The 15,709-nt window shown below is 70.8% G+C and carries 15 protein-coding genes; 10 read left to right on the top strand and 5 right to left on the bottom strand.

What is annotated here, in order from left to right; genetic code table 11:
* Nucleotides 1-20: 20 nt before the first annotated feature.
* From F6J84_RS12235 to F6J84_RS12215, 5 genes are all read left to right on the top strand, one after another.
* Nucleotides 21-311, top strand: a complete 291-nt coding sequence (locus tag F6J84_RS12235) for a WXG100 family type VII secretion target (RefSeq protein ID WP_150892054.1) — start codon at nt 21-23, stop codon at nt 309-311.
* Between the two features lie 82 nt (nt 312-393).
* The gene (locus F6J84_RS12230; RefSeq protein ID WP_150974115.1) at nt 394-903 is read left to right on the top strand and encodes a hypothetical protein; all 510 of its coding nucleotides are present in this window, start codon (nt 394-396) and stop codon (nt 901-903) included.
* A 1-nt stretch (nt 904) separates the two neighbouring features.
* Nucleotides 905-1,228, top strand: a complete 324-nt coding sequence (locus tag F6J84_RS12225) for a type VII secretion target (RefSeq protein ID WP_191905658.1) — start codon at nt 905-907, stop codon at nt 1,226-1,228.
* A gap of 3 nt (nt 1,229-1,231) precedes the next feature.
* Nucleotides 1,232-1,996, top strand: coding sequence for a hypothetical protein (locus F6J84_RS12220; RefSeq protein ID WP_150974113.1), 765 nt, complete (start codon nt 1,232-1,234; stop codon nt 1,994-1,996).
* 10 nt (nt 1,997-2,006) lie between these two features.
* Nucleotides 2,007-2,396, top strand: coding sequence for a DUF2510 domain-containing protein (locus F6J84_RS12215; protein WP_150974112.1), 390 nt, complete (start codon nt 2,007-2,009; stop codon nt 2,394-2,396).
* Nucleotides 2,397-2,408: 12 nt separating this feature from the next.
* Here the strand turns inward: F6J84_RS12215 and F6J84_RS12210 are convergent, their stop codons facing one another.
* Entirely contained in the window at nt 2,409-3,599 is a 1,191-nt protein-coding gene (locus tag F6J84_RS12210; RefSeq protein WP_150974111.1) for a class I SAM-dependent methyltransferase, read from the bottom strand.
* A gap of 190 nt (nt 3,600-3,789) precedes the next feature.
* On the opposite strand from F6J84_RS12210, the gene F6J84_RS12205 reads away from it, so the two are divergent.
* The 4 genes from F6J84_RS12205 to F6J84_RS12190 all read left to right on the top strand — a co-directional run bounded on the left by F6J84_RS12205 (nt 3,790) and on the right by F6J84_RS12190 (nt 9,129).
* Nucleotides 3,790-4,683 carry a hypothetical protein gene (locus F6J84_RS12205; protein WP_150974110.1) on the top strand — a complete coding sequence of 298 codons (894 nt, stop codon included), beginning with the start codon at nt 3,790-3,792 and terminating at the stop codon, nt 4,681-4,683.
* 61 nt (nt 4,684-4,744) lie between these two features.
* Complete coding sequence (locus tag F6J84_RS12200) at nt 4,745-5,656, top strand: hypothetical protein (RefSeq protein WP_150974109.1); 912 nt, start codon at nt 4,745-4,747, stop codon at nt 5,654-5,656.
* 117 nt (nt 5,657-5,773) lie between these two features.
* Nucleotides 5,774-7,681: a dynamin family protein gene (locus tag F6J84_RS12195; RefSeq protein WP_238702482.1), complete on the top strand. Its 1,908-nt coding sequence runs from the start codon at nt 5,774-5,776 to the stop codon at nt 7,679-7,681.
* Complete coding sequence (locus tag F6J84_RS12190) at nt 7,678-9,129, top strand: dynamin family protein (RefSeq protein WP_238702480.1); 1,452 nt, start codon at nt 7,678-7,680, stop codon at nt 9,127-9,129. The genes F6J84_RS12195 and F6J84_RS12190 overlap by 4 nt, the downstream gene beginning before the upstream one ends.
* Nucleotides 9,130-9,211: 82 nt before the next feature.
* Here the strand turns inward: F6J84_RS12190 and F6J84_RS12185 are convergent, their stop codons facing one another.
* The 4 genes from F6J84_RS12185 to F6J84_RS12170 all read right to left on the bottom strand — a co-directional run bounded on the left by F6J84_RS12185 (nt 9,212) and on the right by F6J84_RS12170 (nt 15,097).
* Nucleotides 9,212-9,919: a hypothetical protein gene (locus F6J84_RS12185; RefSeq protein WP_150974108.1), complete on the bottom strand. Its 708-nt coding sequence runs from the start codon at nt 9,917-9,919 to the stop codon at nt 9,212-9,214.
* Complete coding sequence (locus F6J84_RS12180) at nt 9,906-10,640, bottom strand: IniB N-terminal domain-containing protein (RefSeq protein ID WP_150974107.1); 735 nt, start codon at nt 10,638-10,640, stop codon at nt 9,906-9,908. Before F6J84_RS12180 ends, F6J84_RS12185 begins: the two co-directional genes overlap by 14 nt.
* Nucleotides 10,641-10,752: 112 nt before the next feature.
* Nucleotides 10,753-13,278, bottom strand: coding sequence for a helix-turn-helix transcriptional regulator (locus tag F6J84_RS12175; RefSeq protein WP_150974106.1), 2,526 nt, complete (start codon nt 13,276-13,278; stop codon nt 10,753-10,755).
* Between the two features lie 28 nt (nt 13,279-13,306).
* The gene (locus tag F6J84_RS12170; RefSeq protein WP_150974105.1) at nt 13,307-15,097 is read right to left on the bottom strand and encodes an Hsp70 family protein; all 1,791 of its coding nucleotides are present in this window, start codon (nt 15,095-15,097) and stop codon (nt 13,307-13,309) included.
* Between the two features lie 278 nt (nt 15,098-15,375).
* On the opposite strand from F6J84_RS12170, the gene groES reads away from it, so the two are divergent.
* Entirely contained in the window at nt 15,376-15,672 is a 297-nt protein-coding gene (gene groES, locus F6J84_RS12165) for a co-chaperone GroES (protein ID WP_047543013.1), read from the top strand.
* The last annotated feature ends 37 nt before the right edge of the window (nt 15,673-15,709 follow it).

The raw sequence follows: 15,709 nt of genomic DNA, 5'->3' as shown, positions 1-15,709 counted from the left end.
GCCTTTGCTAGCGTGCAACCGTGGCCGACACCATCGAAGCAGACCCCGACGCGCTGCAGACTCTGGTCGACTCGCTCACCGCGTCGGTCTCCGCGATCGACCTGCAGCTTCAGGGGCTGGACGGCGAGCTGACCTGGCTCATGGGCTCCTGGTCCGGTGACGCGGCGCAGGCGTACCTCACCGCCCAGACCGGATGGAACGGGAGCCTCGAGGAGCTGCGGAGCTGGCTCGGTGCCATGGCCGGCGTTCTGAGCGGGATTTCTGCGCGGTACACCGAGACCGAGAGCACCGTCATCGCACGGTGCTCCTGAACGAAGGAGCAGACCGATCGTCGACGCACCTGACAGCGATGCGCCCGGGGGCGCGGAAGACCTGCTCGAACGCATCACGGCCATGCAACGACGGGCTGAGCAGTCCGTGTTGCGGCTGGAGGAGCTGCAGAGCGAGATCTCCGCGCTCGCGACGCTCCCGGAGGCGACCGCCGTCACGGCGGCCGTCGATCCGGAGGGGCGGCTGACCCGGCTCACGATCGACCGCGAGGCCCGGAAGGATCTCACCGACGAGCAGCTCGCGTACGAGCTCCATCTCGCCATCGCCCACGCCTACGGCGAACGGGATGCTCCCGTCCCGCCCCGTCCCGATCCGGGACTGGATGTCGCCGGCCTCCTGGATCGGATCTTCTCCGGCGCCGAGGCCGCCGCGGCGGCGCCCCAGCCCGAACTCGTCTGGAACGACCGTCGCACCGTCGGCATGAGTGCCGTGTGGGGCGTCATCCAGGACGTCCGCGTGGACCGGGATTGGCTCGGCGCGAGCAGCGAGCTCACGATCGAGACGGATGTGCTCGCGTGGGCGGCAGAAGTCTGGGAGCGATCCGTGGCGGCGCAGAGCGCAGGGGAGGACTGACATGGTCGACGCATTCCGGGTACGACCCGGGGTTCTCGAATCCGACGCGCAGGTGTGGTCCGACTGGGCGTCCCGCCTGAGCACCCTCGGGGAGAGCATCCCCGAGGTGGGCGCGGGGCTGGACCCGCTCGCGTTCTCGATCCTGCCCGGAGCCGGGGAGGTGCGCGACGCGTACGCCGCCGCTGCCTCGACCCTGCGCGCCGCCGTCGCGAAGGGCACGAACCAGTTCGAGGGCATCTCCGGCAAGCTCGCGTGGGCGGCCGCCCAGTACGCCGCCGCCGAAGAGCAGAATCTCGCAGATATCCGTACGGTGAGCGAAAGGTAGCCGATGCATCCCGAAGCGATCGCAGAGCTCATCCTGACGGGCTGCGACAAGACCGAACAGCTCGTCCGGGCGACCGTGGCCGGGGCGCCGGCCGTGATCGACGCCGCTCTGGATGCCGTCCGCGTGGGGTGGCCGGTCTCCGTCCCGCTGCCGGGGTTCGCCAAGGACGGCATCCGCAAGCTGCTGATGGCGGCGGTCGACGAGGCGGCGGAGCGGATCTACGAGGCGATCGAGATGTTCCGGCTCCTCGCACGCTCGGTCGGACGTCCCTCGCTGCTTCGCGCGACCGCGGAGATCCTCCGCACCGCCGTCGAGCAGGGCGGCACGTCTCTCGGCGAGGCGATGCAGCCCTCCGCGCTCGCCGCGCGGGACGACGAGGCCTGGGACTCCCCGGCGGCCGACTCGTACGACACGGCCTTCAGCGAGCAGGTGCGATGCGTCGACCGCATCCCCGAGAACGGCCGCGCTCTGGCCACGACCCTGGACAGCATGGCGGAATCGCTGGAGTCTTTCTTCGCGGAACTGCAGTACGCCTACCTCGGCCTGGTGGTCGGTGTCGCGGGACTCGGCATCGCGATCGCCACCGCCGCTCCGACCCTCGGGGTCGGGGCGATCATCGGCATCGTGGTCACCGTCGTCGGCATCCTCATCAGCCTGGGGAGCGTCGTGATGGCCTTCACGAACTCCTCCAGCCGCAACGCCGGTCTCGCCCGCACGCTCTCCGCTTCGCCCGATCTCGAGTGGACGACGTCCGCTTTCGCCCGGTGAGGAGGACCGCATGAGCATGAGTGATCCTCAGCCCTCCGCCCCCGCCGGCTGGTACGACGCCGGCGTGCCGGGCTGGCAACGCTGGTGGGACGGCACCGCGTGGACCGACCGGCAGCGGCCTGCCGCAACGCCCGCGGTCGCAGGGCCGCCCGCCGAGCCCGCGCAGCCGGTGCGCCCCGGCTGGGGGCAGGGCGCACCGGAGGCGAGCATCATCGCCGGCGTCTTCGCCTGCCTGCTCATCCCGGGCGCCGCGGTGATCGGTCTGTTCGCCCTCGCCGGGAACCCGGTGCTGGTGTTCGGGTCCGTCGTGGCCTGCCTGGCCCTCACCGCACTCGCGGTCGTCGCCTTCCTCAACGCCGCGGCGGCATTCCGGCGGCGGCGCGAGACGCCGCCGGGGTGAGGGTAGCGGCGGTCAGCCGACCCGGTCCGCCAGCAGGGCCCGGTGCCGGCCGGCGACCCGGGTGAGAACGAGCGTGGCCGCGCCGTCCCCGGCGAGCTTCAGCCGGGTGCGCAGCGCTGCGGGGTCCACGTCGACGCCGCGCTTCTTGATCTCGAGGCGGCCGATACCGCGTTCCCGGAGCGCGCGGGCGAGCTTCTTGACGTCGAACGGCACCTCCTCCCGGATGCGGAACGACTGCACGAACGGGCTCGTCACCGCGGTGTCCGAGGTCAGGTAGGCGATCTTCGGATCGAGCATCCCCGCCTCGAGCGACCGGGCGACGTCGCCGATCAGCCGGGCGCGGATGACGGCGCCCTCCGGTTCGTGCAGGAACTCGCCCAGCTCACGGGTCGGAGCGTCCTCGGCATCCGCGCCCGCGGTCAGCTCATGCGTTTCATCGCCGCGGATCACCAGGGCCGCGCGTCGCACGCCAGCGCGGGCGAGGGTCCCCGACCACAGCACGAGCTCCACCGTCGAGCCGTCCACGCTGATCCACTGGGCCTCCGCGTCCGCGGGGATGTCCGCGCGCTCGAACGCAGGACCGAGCTTGATGCCGGACGGGATGCGGGTGGCGAGCTCGAACGCCCAGTCGAGCGGCGGGGTGTAGTCGGCGGCGCGCAGGCGGACCGTCTCCCCGTGCCCGGACGAGCGGCGTGCGGGATCCAGCCACACCGCGTCCACGCCCTCCAGCGGGGTCTGCTCCGCCAGGCCCTGCCGCACCCGCACGTCGGCGCCGAAGGGGGCCAGGTTGTAGGCGGCGACCGCGGCGGTCACCTCATCCGCGTCGACGGCCGTGACGTGCAGTCCCAGCGCGGCCAACCCGAGCGAATCGCCGCCGATGCCGCAGCCGAGGTCGGCGACGTGGGTGCATCCGGCGTCACGGAACCGCCCCGCATGGCGCGCCGCGACCCCGAGGCGGGTCGCCTGCTCGAGCCCGGCGCGGGTGAACAGCATCCGCGTGGCGAAGTCGCCGAACTTCGCGCGCGCGCGGGTGCGCAGCCGCGCCTGTGTGACGACGGCGGAGACGAGCTCCGGCGGATGCCCCGCCGCCCGGAGCCGGCTCACCGCCGACGCCGCGTCACCGGTGGATTCGATCGTTCCGACCTCGTCGAGCAGCCGCAGTCCCTCGGCGGTGAGCAGTGCGCGCAACTCGGCCATCTCCATCCCGCCAGCCTACGGTCCGGCCGCCGTGCCCCCTGAACGCCCATCGGGCCCCTATCGCGTTAGGGGGTTACCCGCACCCGAGGGGGTGAGGCCAGGGAGACGTCCCCGATGTGCGTGACCGGCGGCGCTCGTACCGTGAACCCCACAACCGTAGAGAAGGGGCATGGCCCCGGAAAGAGGGAAAGCGATCATGCCACTCTTCGACGACTACCGTGATTCGTTCAACGCGACCGCGATCGACTCGTTCAACACCGTCAACGACAACACGCTGACCACCGACTTCGGCATCGAGAACTCCGGCAACACGGACAGCTCGACGAACAACAGCAACAACCTGGGCGTGGACATCGACGACACGCTGACGGTCGACTCGAACGACACTTACACCCGGACCGAGACCGACATCGAGGACTCCTACAACGACGTCGTCGACAACTCCATCCGCGACTACTCGGACACCCGGATCGACGACTCCTACAACGAGCTGACCGACAACAGCACGAACAACTCCGGGAACACCTGGACGCTGACCTCCGCCGACGACCGCTCCATCCAGGTCGGCAACCGCGACTACAACACCGGCTTCGGCGACGTGACCGTCGGCGGCGGCGGGGCTGCGGCGGCGGGCGGCGGCGGCGACCTGTTCCTGGACGCACGGGCCACCATCGTCGACCAGTCGGTCAACCAGAACATCGACGCCGGCGTCGTCTTCCAGTCCTCTGCCAGCAACGCCGTGGTCGCCTCGGGTGACGACGCGGTCGCGGCGGGCGACGACGTGCGGATCGAGACGAACCTCGACTCCTCGACGACGATCGTCTCGCTCGGCGGCGATGTGAACCTCGGCAACGAGACGACCATCAACACGACGGTCGGTTCCTACAACACCTACACCGACGAGTCGACCTACACGGACGAGTCGATGGACATCGACATCCGCGGTTCGTACAACGACTTCTCGGACAACTACTCGGCGGTGGACTCGTTCAACGACACCGTCGACTACGCCGAGAGCACGGTCGTCGACATCGACGTGAACGCCATCGTGGACAGCTTCGGCGCCGCAGTGGTGGACGACTCCTTCTGATACCTCGGCCCGGCCGCCGCCACGGCCGGGCCACTCCAGCGCAGAGAAAGCGAACAGGATCATGGCATTCGACGACTTCGAGGACTCCTTCAACTCCCGGGCACGGGACTCCTTCAACACCTCCACCACCAACAACGCCAACCTCAACGTCGGGCTCGACAACGTCGGGAACACGGACAACTCCCAGAACGACAGCGGTAACGCCGTGTTCGACGTGGACAACTCCGCCACGTTCGACTCCAACGACGTCGTCACCGAGACCGAGACGCGCATCGAGGACTCGTACAACACGTCCGAGGACAACTCGGTCGTGGATGCTTCCGACACCTCGGTGCGGGACTCCTACAACCAGTGGACCGACGCGTCGACGAACGATTCGGGCAACTCGTTCAGCTGGACCTCCACCGACGATCACTCCATCCAGGTCGGCAACCGTGACTACAACACCGGCTTCGGCAACATCAACGTCGGTGGCGGAGCGGGCGGAGTGGGCGGCGCCGGCGGCGGCGGCGACGTCTTCCTGGACGGGCGTGCGACGATCGTCGACCAGTCGGTGAACCAGAACATCGATGCCTTCGCGGCCGGCCAGGCCAGTGCGAGCAACGCGGTCGTGGCCTCCGGGGACGGGGCCATCGCCGCCGGCGACGACGTCAGCATCCGCCAGTCGCTCGACGACTCGACCACCATCATCGGCGGCGGGGACATCAACATGGGGAACACCACGACCGTGGACATGGTGGTGGATTCCTACAACGTCGAGGAGGACTTCTCGCAGACGACGGATGCCTCGCAGGAGTGGGAGATCCGCGACTCGTTCAACGACTACTCCGACAACTACGAGGCCGCGAACTCGTTCAACGACGAGATCGCGATCTCCAGCGAGAACGACTGGGACATCGATGCCAACGTGATCTGGGACAGCAGCACGGCGATCATCGTCGACAGCTCGGATGTGGACCTCCCTCCAGCCTGATCCACATCCCCGGCAGGGGTCGTTCCGCGACTCCTGCGCCGATGACCCCGCCGGTCCGCCGTCGGGGTCATCGGCACCTGACACGAGAGGCACCGCTGGACGGTGCCGGAGGAGGCGATGGTGCCGAGCCGAGACGACGTGACGATCCAGAACCCGCCCGGTGCGGCAACAACAGGGACGCAGGATCCGCCGGGTGGGCCGGCTTCCGACTCGGGGGCGGAGCTGATCCAGATCATCACGCGCGTACAGGCGATGTCCGGCGCCCTGGGCCGTGGGGATCTCGTGAACCGGCTCGAGCAGGCGCGTGCGCGCCTGCTCGATCCGCATGTCCGGGTGGCGATCGTCGGGCAGTTCAAACAGGGCAAGAGCAAGCTGGTGAACGCGCTCGTGAACGCCCCCGCGTGCCTGGTGGACGACGACGTCGCCACCACCGTGCCCACTTCCGTGGGGTACGGCGAGGAACCGTCCGCGGCGGTCATGGTGCGCCCGCACGGCGGCACGGACGCGGACATCACCCGGGTGTCGGTGCCGCTGGACCGGCTGGAGGACTACGTGTCCGCGGACGGCGCGGCCGAGCTGGACGGGGATGTCGTCGGAGCCGAGGTGTTCCTGCCTCGCGAGATCCTCAAGGGCGGACTGCGCCTGGTCGATTCCCCCGGCGTCGGCGGACAGGAGTCGACGCGGTCGCTGACCACGCTGGCGGCCCTGTCGACGGCCCACGCGGTGCTGCTCGTCTCCGACGCATCCCAGGAGTACACCGAATCCGAGATGCAGTTCCTCGACCACGCGATGCGCATCTCGCCCAACGTGGCGGCTGTGCTCTCGAAGACCGACGTGTATCCGCAGTGGCAGCAGATCGAGCGCATCGACCGCTCGCACCTCGGCGACGTGGGCAAGATCCCGCTGTTCGCCGTGTCCAGCGATCTGCGGTTGCTGGCGGCGAAGGAGCAGGACCGCGAACTCAACGACGAGTCCGGGTTCCCCGCCCTCGTCGCGCATCTGCGCCGTGAGGTGCTGGGGCACGCCGAGTCGCTGCACCAGCGCAGCACCGTGCACGATCTCGGCTCGGTGCTCGACCAGCTGTCGATGACGATCGACTCGGAGCTGAACGCGCTCCTGCATCCCGAGCGCACACCCGCCATGATCCTGCGGCTCGAGGACGCCAAGGCCCGCGCCGATGAGTTCCGGGGACGGTCGGCACGCTGGCAGGTGACGCTGAGTGACGGCGTGGCCGACCTCATGTCGGACACCGAGCACGACCTCCGCGACCGGCTCCGGAAGGTGCAGCGGGAGGCCGAGGCGGCGATCGACGCCGGCGATCCCGGCCCGATCTGGAGCCAGATCGCCCAGTGGCTCGACGAGCGGGTCGCGACGGTGGTCGCGGAGAACTTCGTGTGGACCTCTGAGCGTGCGCGATGGCTGACCGAGCGCGTGGCGGACGAGTTCCTGCGCGACGACACGCTGATCCCCTACATCGAGGTGGGGGCGACGGATGGCGTGCTCGACCCGGTGGAGCCGCTGCAGCTCCTGGACGAGGGGCGGCTATCGGCGGCGGAGAAGATCTACGTGGGGGTGCGTGGCTCGTACGGCGGGGTGCTCATGGTCGGACTCGCGACGAGCGTCGTCGGGCTCAGCCTGCTCAACCCGCTGTCGCTGCTCGCGGGTGTCGTCGTGGGCCGCAAGGCCTATCGCGAGGACATGGCCACGCGGCTGGCCCGTCGTCAGGCGGAGGCCAAGAACCTGGTGCGTCGGCACATCGACGACGTGGTCTTCCAGACCGGGAAGCAGCTCAAGGACCGGCTGCGGCTCGTTCAGCGCACGGCGCGCGACCACTTCGGGTCCATCGCGGACGAGCTCCACCGGTCCCTGTCCGATTCGGTGCTGGCCGCCAAGCAGGCAGCGGCGAACTACTCGAGCGACCGGGAGGGCCGCGTGGCCCAGTTGCGTGCCCAGCATCAGCGCACACGTCAGCTGCGGGCGTCCCTGCCCCAGCTCGAGCAGTGGGACGGAGGGCAGGGGGCGTGACGGTCACGGCGGAACTGCTCGCCGACGTGCGTGCGGTCTATGCGGACGACCCGATCGCCGGCCGCATCCTGGACGAGATCGACACGCGCCTGCGCGAGCCGGTACGCATCGCCGTGGCGGGGATGGTGAAAGCGGGGAAATCGACGCTCCTCAACGCCCTCATCGGTGAGGAGATCGCGCCGACGGATGCGGGGGAGTGCACGCGCACGGTCATCTGGTACCGGTTCGCCCACACCGCACGCATCACGGCGTTCCTGTGCGACGGGTCCACCCGGCGAATGCCGGTCATCCGCAGAGAAGGGCGCATCGAGTTCGACCTCGGCACCCTGTCCGCGGCGGACATCGAACACATCGAGGTCGGCTGGCCGGCGGAGGCACTCCGATCGCACGTCCTCATCGACACTCCGGGCATCGGCTCCCTCTCGGTGGGGACCTCCGCGCTGTCGCGCCGGTTCCTCACCTCGGCGGACACCCCGTCCGAAGCGGATGCGGTGATCTATCTGCTCCGCCACCTGCACGCGGTGGACCTGGCGTTCCTGGAGGCGCTGCGCGGCGCCGAACCCGGCGTCGCGCCCACCGTGAACGCCATCGCCGTGCTGTCTCGATCGGACGAGATCGGGTCCGGGCGGATCGAGGCGCTGCTGTCCGCCGCCCGCGTGGTCGAGAGGTACCGCCGGGAGGGGGTGCTGAAGGGGCTGGCACTCGCCGTCGTCCCCGTCGCCGGCCTGCTCGCCGAAGCGGCGCGCACCCTCCGGGAGGAAGAGTTCGCGGTGTTCCGCGCTCTCGCGGGACTCGACCGCGCGGAGCGGGAGCGTCTGCTCATCTCCGCGGACCGGTTCGTCCAGCCCCGTCCCGCACCGGTCCCTCCGGCCGCGCAGCGCCGGGCCCTGCTCGAACGGTTCGGGGTGTTCGGCGTCCGGCTCGGGGCGACGCTCGTGCTGGCCGGCGCGTCGACGTCGTCGGAACTCGCCTCCCGGATGGTCGCACAGAGCGGACTGCGTGAACTCGAACGGCTCATCGCCGACCAGTTCCGCTCGCGCGCCGCTGCGCTGAAGTCGCGCTGGGTCCTGCAAGCACTGGAATCCCTGCTCCGCGACCGTCCCCGTCCGGGCGTCGACCGCATCCGTCACGGCATCGAGCGCGCGGCCGCCAATGCGCACGAGCTGCGCGAGCTGAACCTCCTCGCGCGCCTGCGGACGAGGGATTCGCCCCTGGCCGCGGACGAATGGCAGGAGGCCGTGCGCATCATCGGCGGTGAGGGTGTGACGCGTGCGCGTCGGCTCGACATGAGCGAGAGCGCCTCGGAATCGGAGGTGCGGGCGCGGGTGGGAGAGATCGTCGGCCGGTGGCGCACGTACTCCGAGTCGCCCCTGGTGCCGCGGGACGCTGTGGCCGTCTATCAGCTGGTCGTCCGCAGCGCCGAGGGGGTGCTGACCTCCGCCTCGTGAACCGTGCTTCCCCGGGGCCGGACGGGGCACGCAGGGCCGGGTCCTCATCCCCGGCGCGCGGCGGTATCGGGGACCGGCGCGGCTACGAGCGCCCGGTGATCTTCTCGCCCGTGATCCGGTGCGCGACGTCATGCCCGCGCGCCGTCCAGCGCAGCGCCGGCGGCAGGAGCGCGAAGAGGAAGCCCAGCACGAGCAGGCCGATCTGCGTCGCGAGGAGGTAGGCGAGGGGCGCGCCGCGGTCACCGAAGGCGACGAGTTCGCGGGCGGCGAAGAACACGCCCACGAGCACCACGAGGGCGCCCAGCATCCACCATCGGATACCCGGCCGCCGGTTCGCGTACGAGACCAGTGCCGTGACCTGCACGAGCAGGACGGCCACCAGCACGCCGAACAGCGACCAGGAGATGATGTCGGCGACGGTCGTGTAGGTCTCCTCGGCTCGGGCCGGATCCACCTCCTTCACGATCGCGACGATGTCCTCCAGATGGGGTTTGCGGATGATGAAGAGGTAGACCACGCCGACGGCGCCCGCGAGCAGGCTCAGGATCCAGAAGAACTGACTGAAGCGGACCGTGACCGGCGGGGGCAGTGCGACCACGACGGGAGCGCCGGTGGGGTCCACGAGACCCGGGCGGGGCGGGGCCTCGCGGTTGGCGTCGGCCTCGGCGGCCGCGCGCTCGGCCGCGATCCGCTGGGCCTCGGCCCGGCGGATCGCGCTGAGCGTGACCGGCTTGCCGACCAGGGCGACGGTCGGTGTGTTGCTCTTGTCGTTCTGGTCAGAATTGGTCATCGGCCGTGGTGTCGGCGATCAGGGTGTCGGTCGAGTCGAAGACGACCGTCGAGTCCGTGTCGCTCGTGCTGTCCGTATAGGTCGTCGTCGAGCTGTCGAACGAGTCGGTCGCCGTCGTGTCGGTGGACGAGTCGTTGCCCGAGTCCACCGCGATGGTCGTGTCCGAAGCGTCCGTCGTCGTCGACGCATCCGTGCTCTCGTTGTAGGAGCCGTTCGTCGTGTTCGACGTCGTCTCGTTGCCGACGTTCGCATCCCCGCCGGCGGTGATCGTGGTCGAGTCGTCGCGCGACTGGTCGATGTCGACGTCGTCGCCGGCGGCGATCGCGTCGTCCCCGGAGGCGACGATGGCGGCCTGGTCGAAGTTCTGCGTCACGTCTCCCTCGGCCCAGATGTTCTGGTTGACCGATTGGTCGACGATCGTGTCGCGGTCATCGATCCAGGCGAAGTTGTTGACGATGCTGCGGATCTCGTTGATGACGGGGTCCGGGCTCGGCTGCGGGGCCGGGGCCGGGGCGGGGTCGGGCCGCGGTGCGACGGCGGGCCGATCGACGACGACGGGGGCCACGGCGCACACGTCCTCGTAGCGCACGTCCGCCAGGCCGCGCGACGACATCGCCCCGCCCGGATCGGCATCGAACTCGGCAGCGGCGTCGGGGTCGCGCAACAGGCTCAGGATGAATTCGATCAACGCATCGGCCATGGTTGCCAAAGTGACGCTCATGCCTGCCTCCTTCGGGTGGTGTCCTCATCTGACGTTAGGACTTCGCGGGGTCGCCCCGCGTCGGGGATAGCCCCCCGGTCCCCGGGAGGGGACTAGGGAGTGCCCCTGGGTATTACGGGGTTCGCCACGCGGATCCCCCATGCTCGTCGGAACCGGAGCCGTCGCGGTCCTCCACGATCGCCCGGAGCCGGGCGATGAGGTCCGACCGTGACGTCGCCCCGAGACGCCGGCGGATGCGGGCGATGTGGTGCTCGGCCGTCCTCGGTGAGATGAAGATCGTCTCGCCGATCTCGGCGTAGGTCTTCCCGCTGATCACGAGGGCGGCGACCTCCATTTCGCGAGGGCTCAGCATGCTCGGCCCCCGGCCGGCGCTGGCCGGCTGCGGGTGCTCGGCATCCGGCGCCTCGCGGTTGGGGTGCAACTGACGCGCGGTGGAGAGGAGCCGCGCGACCGTGCGCCGCTCCTCCGAGCGGCCCGCGCCGTGGGAGGCCAGGCGGGCGCCATCCCAGGCCAGACCCACCTTCGCGAGTTGCGCGGCGGCGTGCTCGATCGCGTCGACGTCCACGGCCCCCGTGAGCGCTTCGGTCCAGACCTTCCCCGCCCGGGACATCGCGGCCGCGACCGGGTTGCTCTGGGCCGCGGTGACCAGGGCGCGGGCATGCCGGGTCAGCTCATCGGGCCGACCGAGGAGTACCCCCTTCTGGAAGCCCGCCCAGTGCAGGGGGGCGGACCATGCCGGCGGGTTTCCGAGCCGGTCGACGAGACGGAGCGCCTCGGCGAACGCGCTCTCGAAGCGCTCGGCGTCGCCCAGGAGCGCCGCCGTCGTGACGAACTCCGTCACCGGGAACAGGCTGAACAGGTCGGGCTGCACGTGCATCACGTCGTCGCGTACCCGGTGCCACACGGTGGGGAGGGTGGCCGGGTCGCCGTAGCGCCGGGTGTGCCCGATGACCACCGCATCCCGCAACAGCCGGTCCCGCGCACTGAGCTCACCGGGGATGGCACGCACGTTCTCGAGGCGCAGGAGCGTCTCGTCGGGATGCTGACGCCGGAGCGCCACCCAGGCCGTCCAGAGGAGCAGCCGCGGCTTCGCCCAGGCGCCGCCGTGGCCGCCGCGGTGGGCGGTGGTGAGGATGCCGTGCGCGACGTCGAGCTCGCCGGTGTTCACCGCGGTCAGCGCGGCGAGCACAGCGGGGAGCTCAGGGATCGGGCCGTGCGCCCCGGACTCGGTGTACCGTTCGGCGGCACGGACCATCTCGTCCAGCGCTCCGGTCGCCGTCGGGGTGACCCCGGCCCGCAAGCCGCGACCGAGGAGCCGCATGGAGACGGAGAGGGTCGACGGGTAGGTGCGGAGAGGGGCGGCGATCCCCAGCGCGGACTCCAGGGCGTCGCCGTCGCCCGAGCCGAGCGCGGCGATCGCGGCGTGCGCGGCCACCCGCGGGTCGGAGATGTCTCCGGAGGCGTACGCGTCCGTGCTGATGGACATGAATCCGCGGGCGGCCCACACCGATCCGGCGATGTCGACCGCCTCGTCGTGCAGCGGGTGCCCGGTCGGCACTTCCGCGCTGTCGATCAGGGCACAGGCCCGGTCCAGGTCTCCGCGCGTCCAGGCGGCGCGGGCGAGACGCACGGCGATGGCGGTCGGGTCGGCACCGGAACTGGCGGCGTTCCGGTACAGCTCGGCGGCGCGGACGGGATCGCGCTCCAGCATCGCGTCGCCGAGCTCCACCAGCGCGCTGGCGATGCGCGGGTCGGTCAGTCCGGTGAGCAGCTCCATCACCTCGTTGCTCGGGCGCGACCTACCGCCCGACAGCAGCGCGATGAGACGGTCCACGGGGATGGTGGCCAGCACCGTGGTGCGGACGATGGGCACGGGCCGGCCGTTGCGCAGGAGCAGGCCCTCGGCGTATCCGGCCATGGCGGTCTCGTCGGCGTCCGCGTCGGCCGTTCCGGCGACGTTGAGGCACTCGCTCTGCACCCGCGCGGCGACGGCAGGCTCGATCGTGTGCAGCCGAGCCGCCACGATCTCGGTGAGCGCCGTCTGCACCGCACGATGTTCGGGATCGTTGCACGGCCCGGTCCCGTGGGCCAGGAGCGCCTCCCGCACCAGCCAGGTCACCGCTCCGCAGAGTTCGAGAAGCGCCGAGAGGCAGGTCTCCGGCACTGTGGTGCCTTCCCGGGCGAGGTGGGAACGCAACTCCGCCGCGCCGAGGTGGCCGAGCACGATCGGGGGGCGGCCCTGCTCGAGCTGACGCGCGATGAGGCGCAGCTGTTCGCTCCGCGGCCACGGCCGGCATGCCAGCACGACGCCCGCCTCGTCATCCTCCAGGCGCGATTGCAGTGCGAGGAGCTGGGACTCGGTCATCAGATGAGCGTCGTCCACGAACAGCACGGCGTCGCGCGGGAGGGTGGAGAGGTCGGGGTTCGACGACGCGAGCGCCACGTGCGTGCCCCGGCTGCGCAAGGTGGAGCGCAGATGCTGGAGGACGAGCGACTTCCCGGAGCCCGCCGTGCCCACCACGAGTGCGCGGGGCGCGCGGGACGCATCGCCGGTCAGTTCACGGACCCGCGCATGCGCGAGCCTGGTCCAGACGAGTTCGGTGGGGGAGCTCTGCGTATCAGGTGCGGACGCGGTCATGAGTACCTCCGGTCGCCTCCCGGTCAGCTCACGGCGCGTGTTCCTCGGCCGGTTCCGTCGACTGCGTCGTCGACGAGCTGGGATCGGGCTGCGGTTCGGGTTCGGGTTCGGGTGGGGGGTCGGCTGCGGGCTGCGGTTCCGGCGTATGCGCGGGCGGTGTGTCCGGATCGGGTCCGGGATCGGGGTGGGTCACGACCGGATCCGCCGGGGTGACGGGGCCGGAGTCCTCCGCGACCGCCGGGGGCGGTGTCGTCGCGGAGGGCTGGGGCGTGGCGCTCGGCTCGGTGGTCGGCGTACGGGGATTCGCGGGCGTCGTGCCGCTGGACGAGGACGAGCTCGTCGGTTTCTCGGGATCGGGCTCGCGGCGCGTGTCGGGCGCTGCGGACCTGGACGCTGCAGGCTTGCGGTCGGGGGAGGCCGTGCGAGGGGTGGTCCAGTCGTCCGCGGGCTCCTCCGCGGCGACGGGCGACGCAGGGGCGGCGATCGCCGCCCCCCGGTCCGCGCGTGCCTCGAGCGCGCTCAGAGACAGGATGCTGTTCCCGCCCGCGAGCGTCAGCGACGTCGATCCCGATGCCAGCGAACTGCCGCTCGAGACGACGATCCCGGCGGCCAGGACCAGCACCGCGGTGCCGGTCGCCGCCGCCGGAGCGATCCGACGCAACCAGGACCGTCGCCGGGCGATGACCGCGGGCGCGGCCCCGATCGCCGTGTGGGCGAGGGGTATCGTCGTGTCCGCGTCGAGCGTGGCCGCGCCGAGGGAGCGGGCGGCGCCCACGGTCACCACGGCCTTCGGATCGATCTCGACGACGACGGGGCGGTCGAAGCGCTCGGACAGCATCTGCGCCACCCGCGGAATCCGGGACGATCCGCCCACGAGCAGGACCGCGTCGAGCTCCGCGGCGGAGATGCGGGCCGATTCGATCACCCGCGTCAGAGTCTCCATCGTGCGCTCGACGATCGGCTCGATCATCGCCTCGAGCTCGCCACGGGTGAGGCGCACGCTGCCGCCCTGGCCGACGATCACCGGGACAACCGTCTCCGAGTCGAAGGAGAGGGCTTCCTTGGCCTCGGTGCACTCGCGTCGCAGGGCGGCGGCGGCCAGCGGCGGTGCGCCGAGGAACTCGGGCGATGTCGCCGTGAGACCGGTCGACTGGAGCACCCGGGCGAGGACCGCGTCGTCGACGTCCCCCCCGGCGGCGTCATCTGCGGCGAGCGGTGTGCCGACGATCCGCAGCCGGTCGGAGCCGCGCTCCTTGCGCAGCACGACGGCCTCGAATCCGCCGCCGCCGAGATCGTAGACGGCGAGGGCGCGACCCGGCCGGAGCGGGGTGGCGGTCTCGTACTCGGCTGCGGCGGCTTCGGCGCCGGTGGTCAGCGCCACCCCGGTCAGGCCCGCCCGTTCCAGGGCGGCGCGGACGAGGTCGGTGCGGTAGTCGCCCCAGGTCGCGGGGACCGTGACCGCGATGGCGGACGGATCGGCGGACTCACGGTCCTTCACGGACTCGACGACCCAGCCGACGATCGCGGCGAAGACGTCGGCCGGCATCAATCGGCGGTCGCCCACGACGAAGGGTGCATCGTCGCCGATGCGGATGCTCACGGCCCGCAGCGCCCGGTCGGGCTGGACGAGCGCGCGCCGGTCCGCCGCATCCCCGAACTGCAGCCCGGATTCGCCGACGAAGACGGTCGCCGGCGCCGCGTCCCGGGCGCGCCCCAGAGCGACGCTCGTGGTGCTGATTTCCCCGGTCGTCGCCTTGCGTGCGACGGCAGCACTCACTCGAGACGTCCCGACATCGACGGCGAGAACGTACTCACCCATATTTGCCCCCTCAGGAGTGGTACAGGGCCTGTATACCACCGCATGGCCATTTGGGGGACACGTCCGCCGCAGATTAGGGGGCCGGACGATCGGGTCCTCCGTCGGACGGGCTCGGCCGCGCCGGGACGTTAGGGGGAGGAGGGGAGATTACGGGGTGGACCCGCATTGGCACTCGCGTTGCACGAGTGCCAGTACGCCTCTACACTGGCGTTAGCACTCTCGGTGTGAGGGTGCTAATGAGTCTTCCGTTTCACGAAGCGAGAAAGAAGAGGTAGACCGTGTCGGTTTCCATCAAGCCGCTCGAGGACCGCATCGTCATCCAGCAGGTCGAGGCCGAGCAGACCACCGCTAGTGGCCTGGTCATCCCCGACACCGCCAAGGAGAAGCCCCAGGAGGGCGAGGTCGTGGCTGTCGGCCCCGGCCGCATCGACGACAACGGCAACCGCGTTCCGCTCGACGTCGCCGTCGGCGACCGCGTCATCTACAGCAAGTACGGCGGGACCGAGGTCAAGTTCGGCGCCGACGAGTACCTCGTGCTCTCGGCCCGCGACGTCCTCGCCGTCGTCGTTCGCTGACGAACTCGTCGAAGGGCCCGTCCACTCCGGTGGACGG

It is taken from the genome of Microbacterium caowuchunii (genome assembly GCF_008727755.1).
GTDB lineage: Bacteria > Actinomycetota > Actinomycetes > Actinomycetales > Microbacteriaceae > Microbacterium > Microbacterium caowuchunii.
Note: the sequence above shows the minus strand (reverse complement) of the source record. Positions and strands in the feature narration are given on the sequence as shown.

Bases quoted from the DNA above. Each gene is read 5' to 3' on its own strand.
- F6J84_RS12215 (WP_150974112.1), top strand. From the start codon at position 2,007: ATGAGCATGAGTGATCCTCAGCCCTCCGCCCCCGCCGGCTGGTACGAC.
- F6J84_RS12200 (WP_150974109.1), top strand. From the start codon at position 4,745: ATGGCATTCGACGACTTCGAGGACTCCTTCAACTCCCGGGCACGGGAC.
- F6J84_RS12195 (WP_238702482.1), top strand. From the start codon at position 5,774: ATGGTGCCGAGCCGAGACGACGTGACGATCCAGAACCCGCCCGGTGCG.
- F6J84_RS12225 (WP_191905658.1), top strand. From the start codon at position 905: ATGGTCGACGCATTCCGGGTACGACCCGGGGTTCTCGAATCCGACGCG.
- F6J84_RS12180 (WP_150974107.1), bottom strand. From the start codon at position 10,640: ATGAGCGTCACTTTGGCAACCATGGCCGATGCGTTGATCGAATTCATC.
- F6J84_RS12210 (WP_150974111.1), bottom strand. From the start codon at position 3,599: ATGGAGATGGCCGAGTTGCGCGCACTGCTCACCGCCGAGGGACTGCGG.
- F6J84_RS12185 (WP_150974108.1), bottom strand. From the start codon at position 9,919: ATGACCAATTCTGACCAGAACGACAAGAGCAACACACCGACCGTCGCC.
- F6J84_RS12220 (WP_150974113.1), top strand. From the start codon at position 1,232: ATGCATCCCGAAGCGATCGCAGAGCTCATCCTGACGGGCTGCGACAAG.
- F6J84_RS12175 (WP_150974106.1), bottom strand. From the start codon at position 13,278: ATGACCGCGTCCGCACCTGATACGCAGAGCTCCCCCACCGAACTCGTC.
- F6J84_RS12230 (WP_150974115.1), top strand. From the start codon at position 394: ATGCAACGACGGGCTGAGCAGTCCGTGTTGCGGCTGGAGGAGCTGCAG.
- F6J84_RS12205 (WP_150974110.1), top strand. From the start codon at position 3,790: ATGCCACTCTTCGACGACTACCGTGATTCGTTCAACGCGACCGCGATC.
- F6J84_RS12170 (WP_150974105.1), bottom strand. From the start codon at position 15,097: ATGGGTGAGTACGTTCTCGCCGTCGATGTCGGGACGTCTCGAGTGAGT.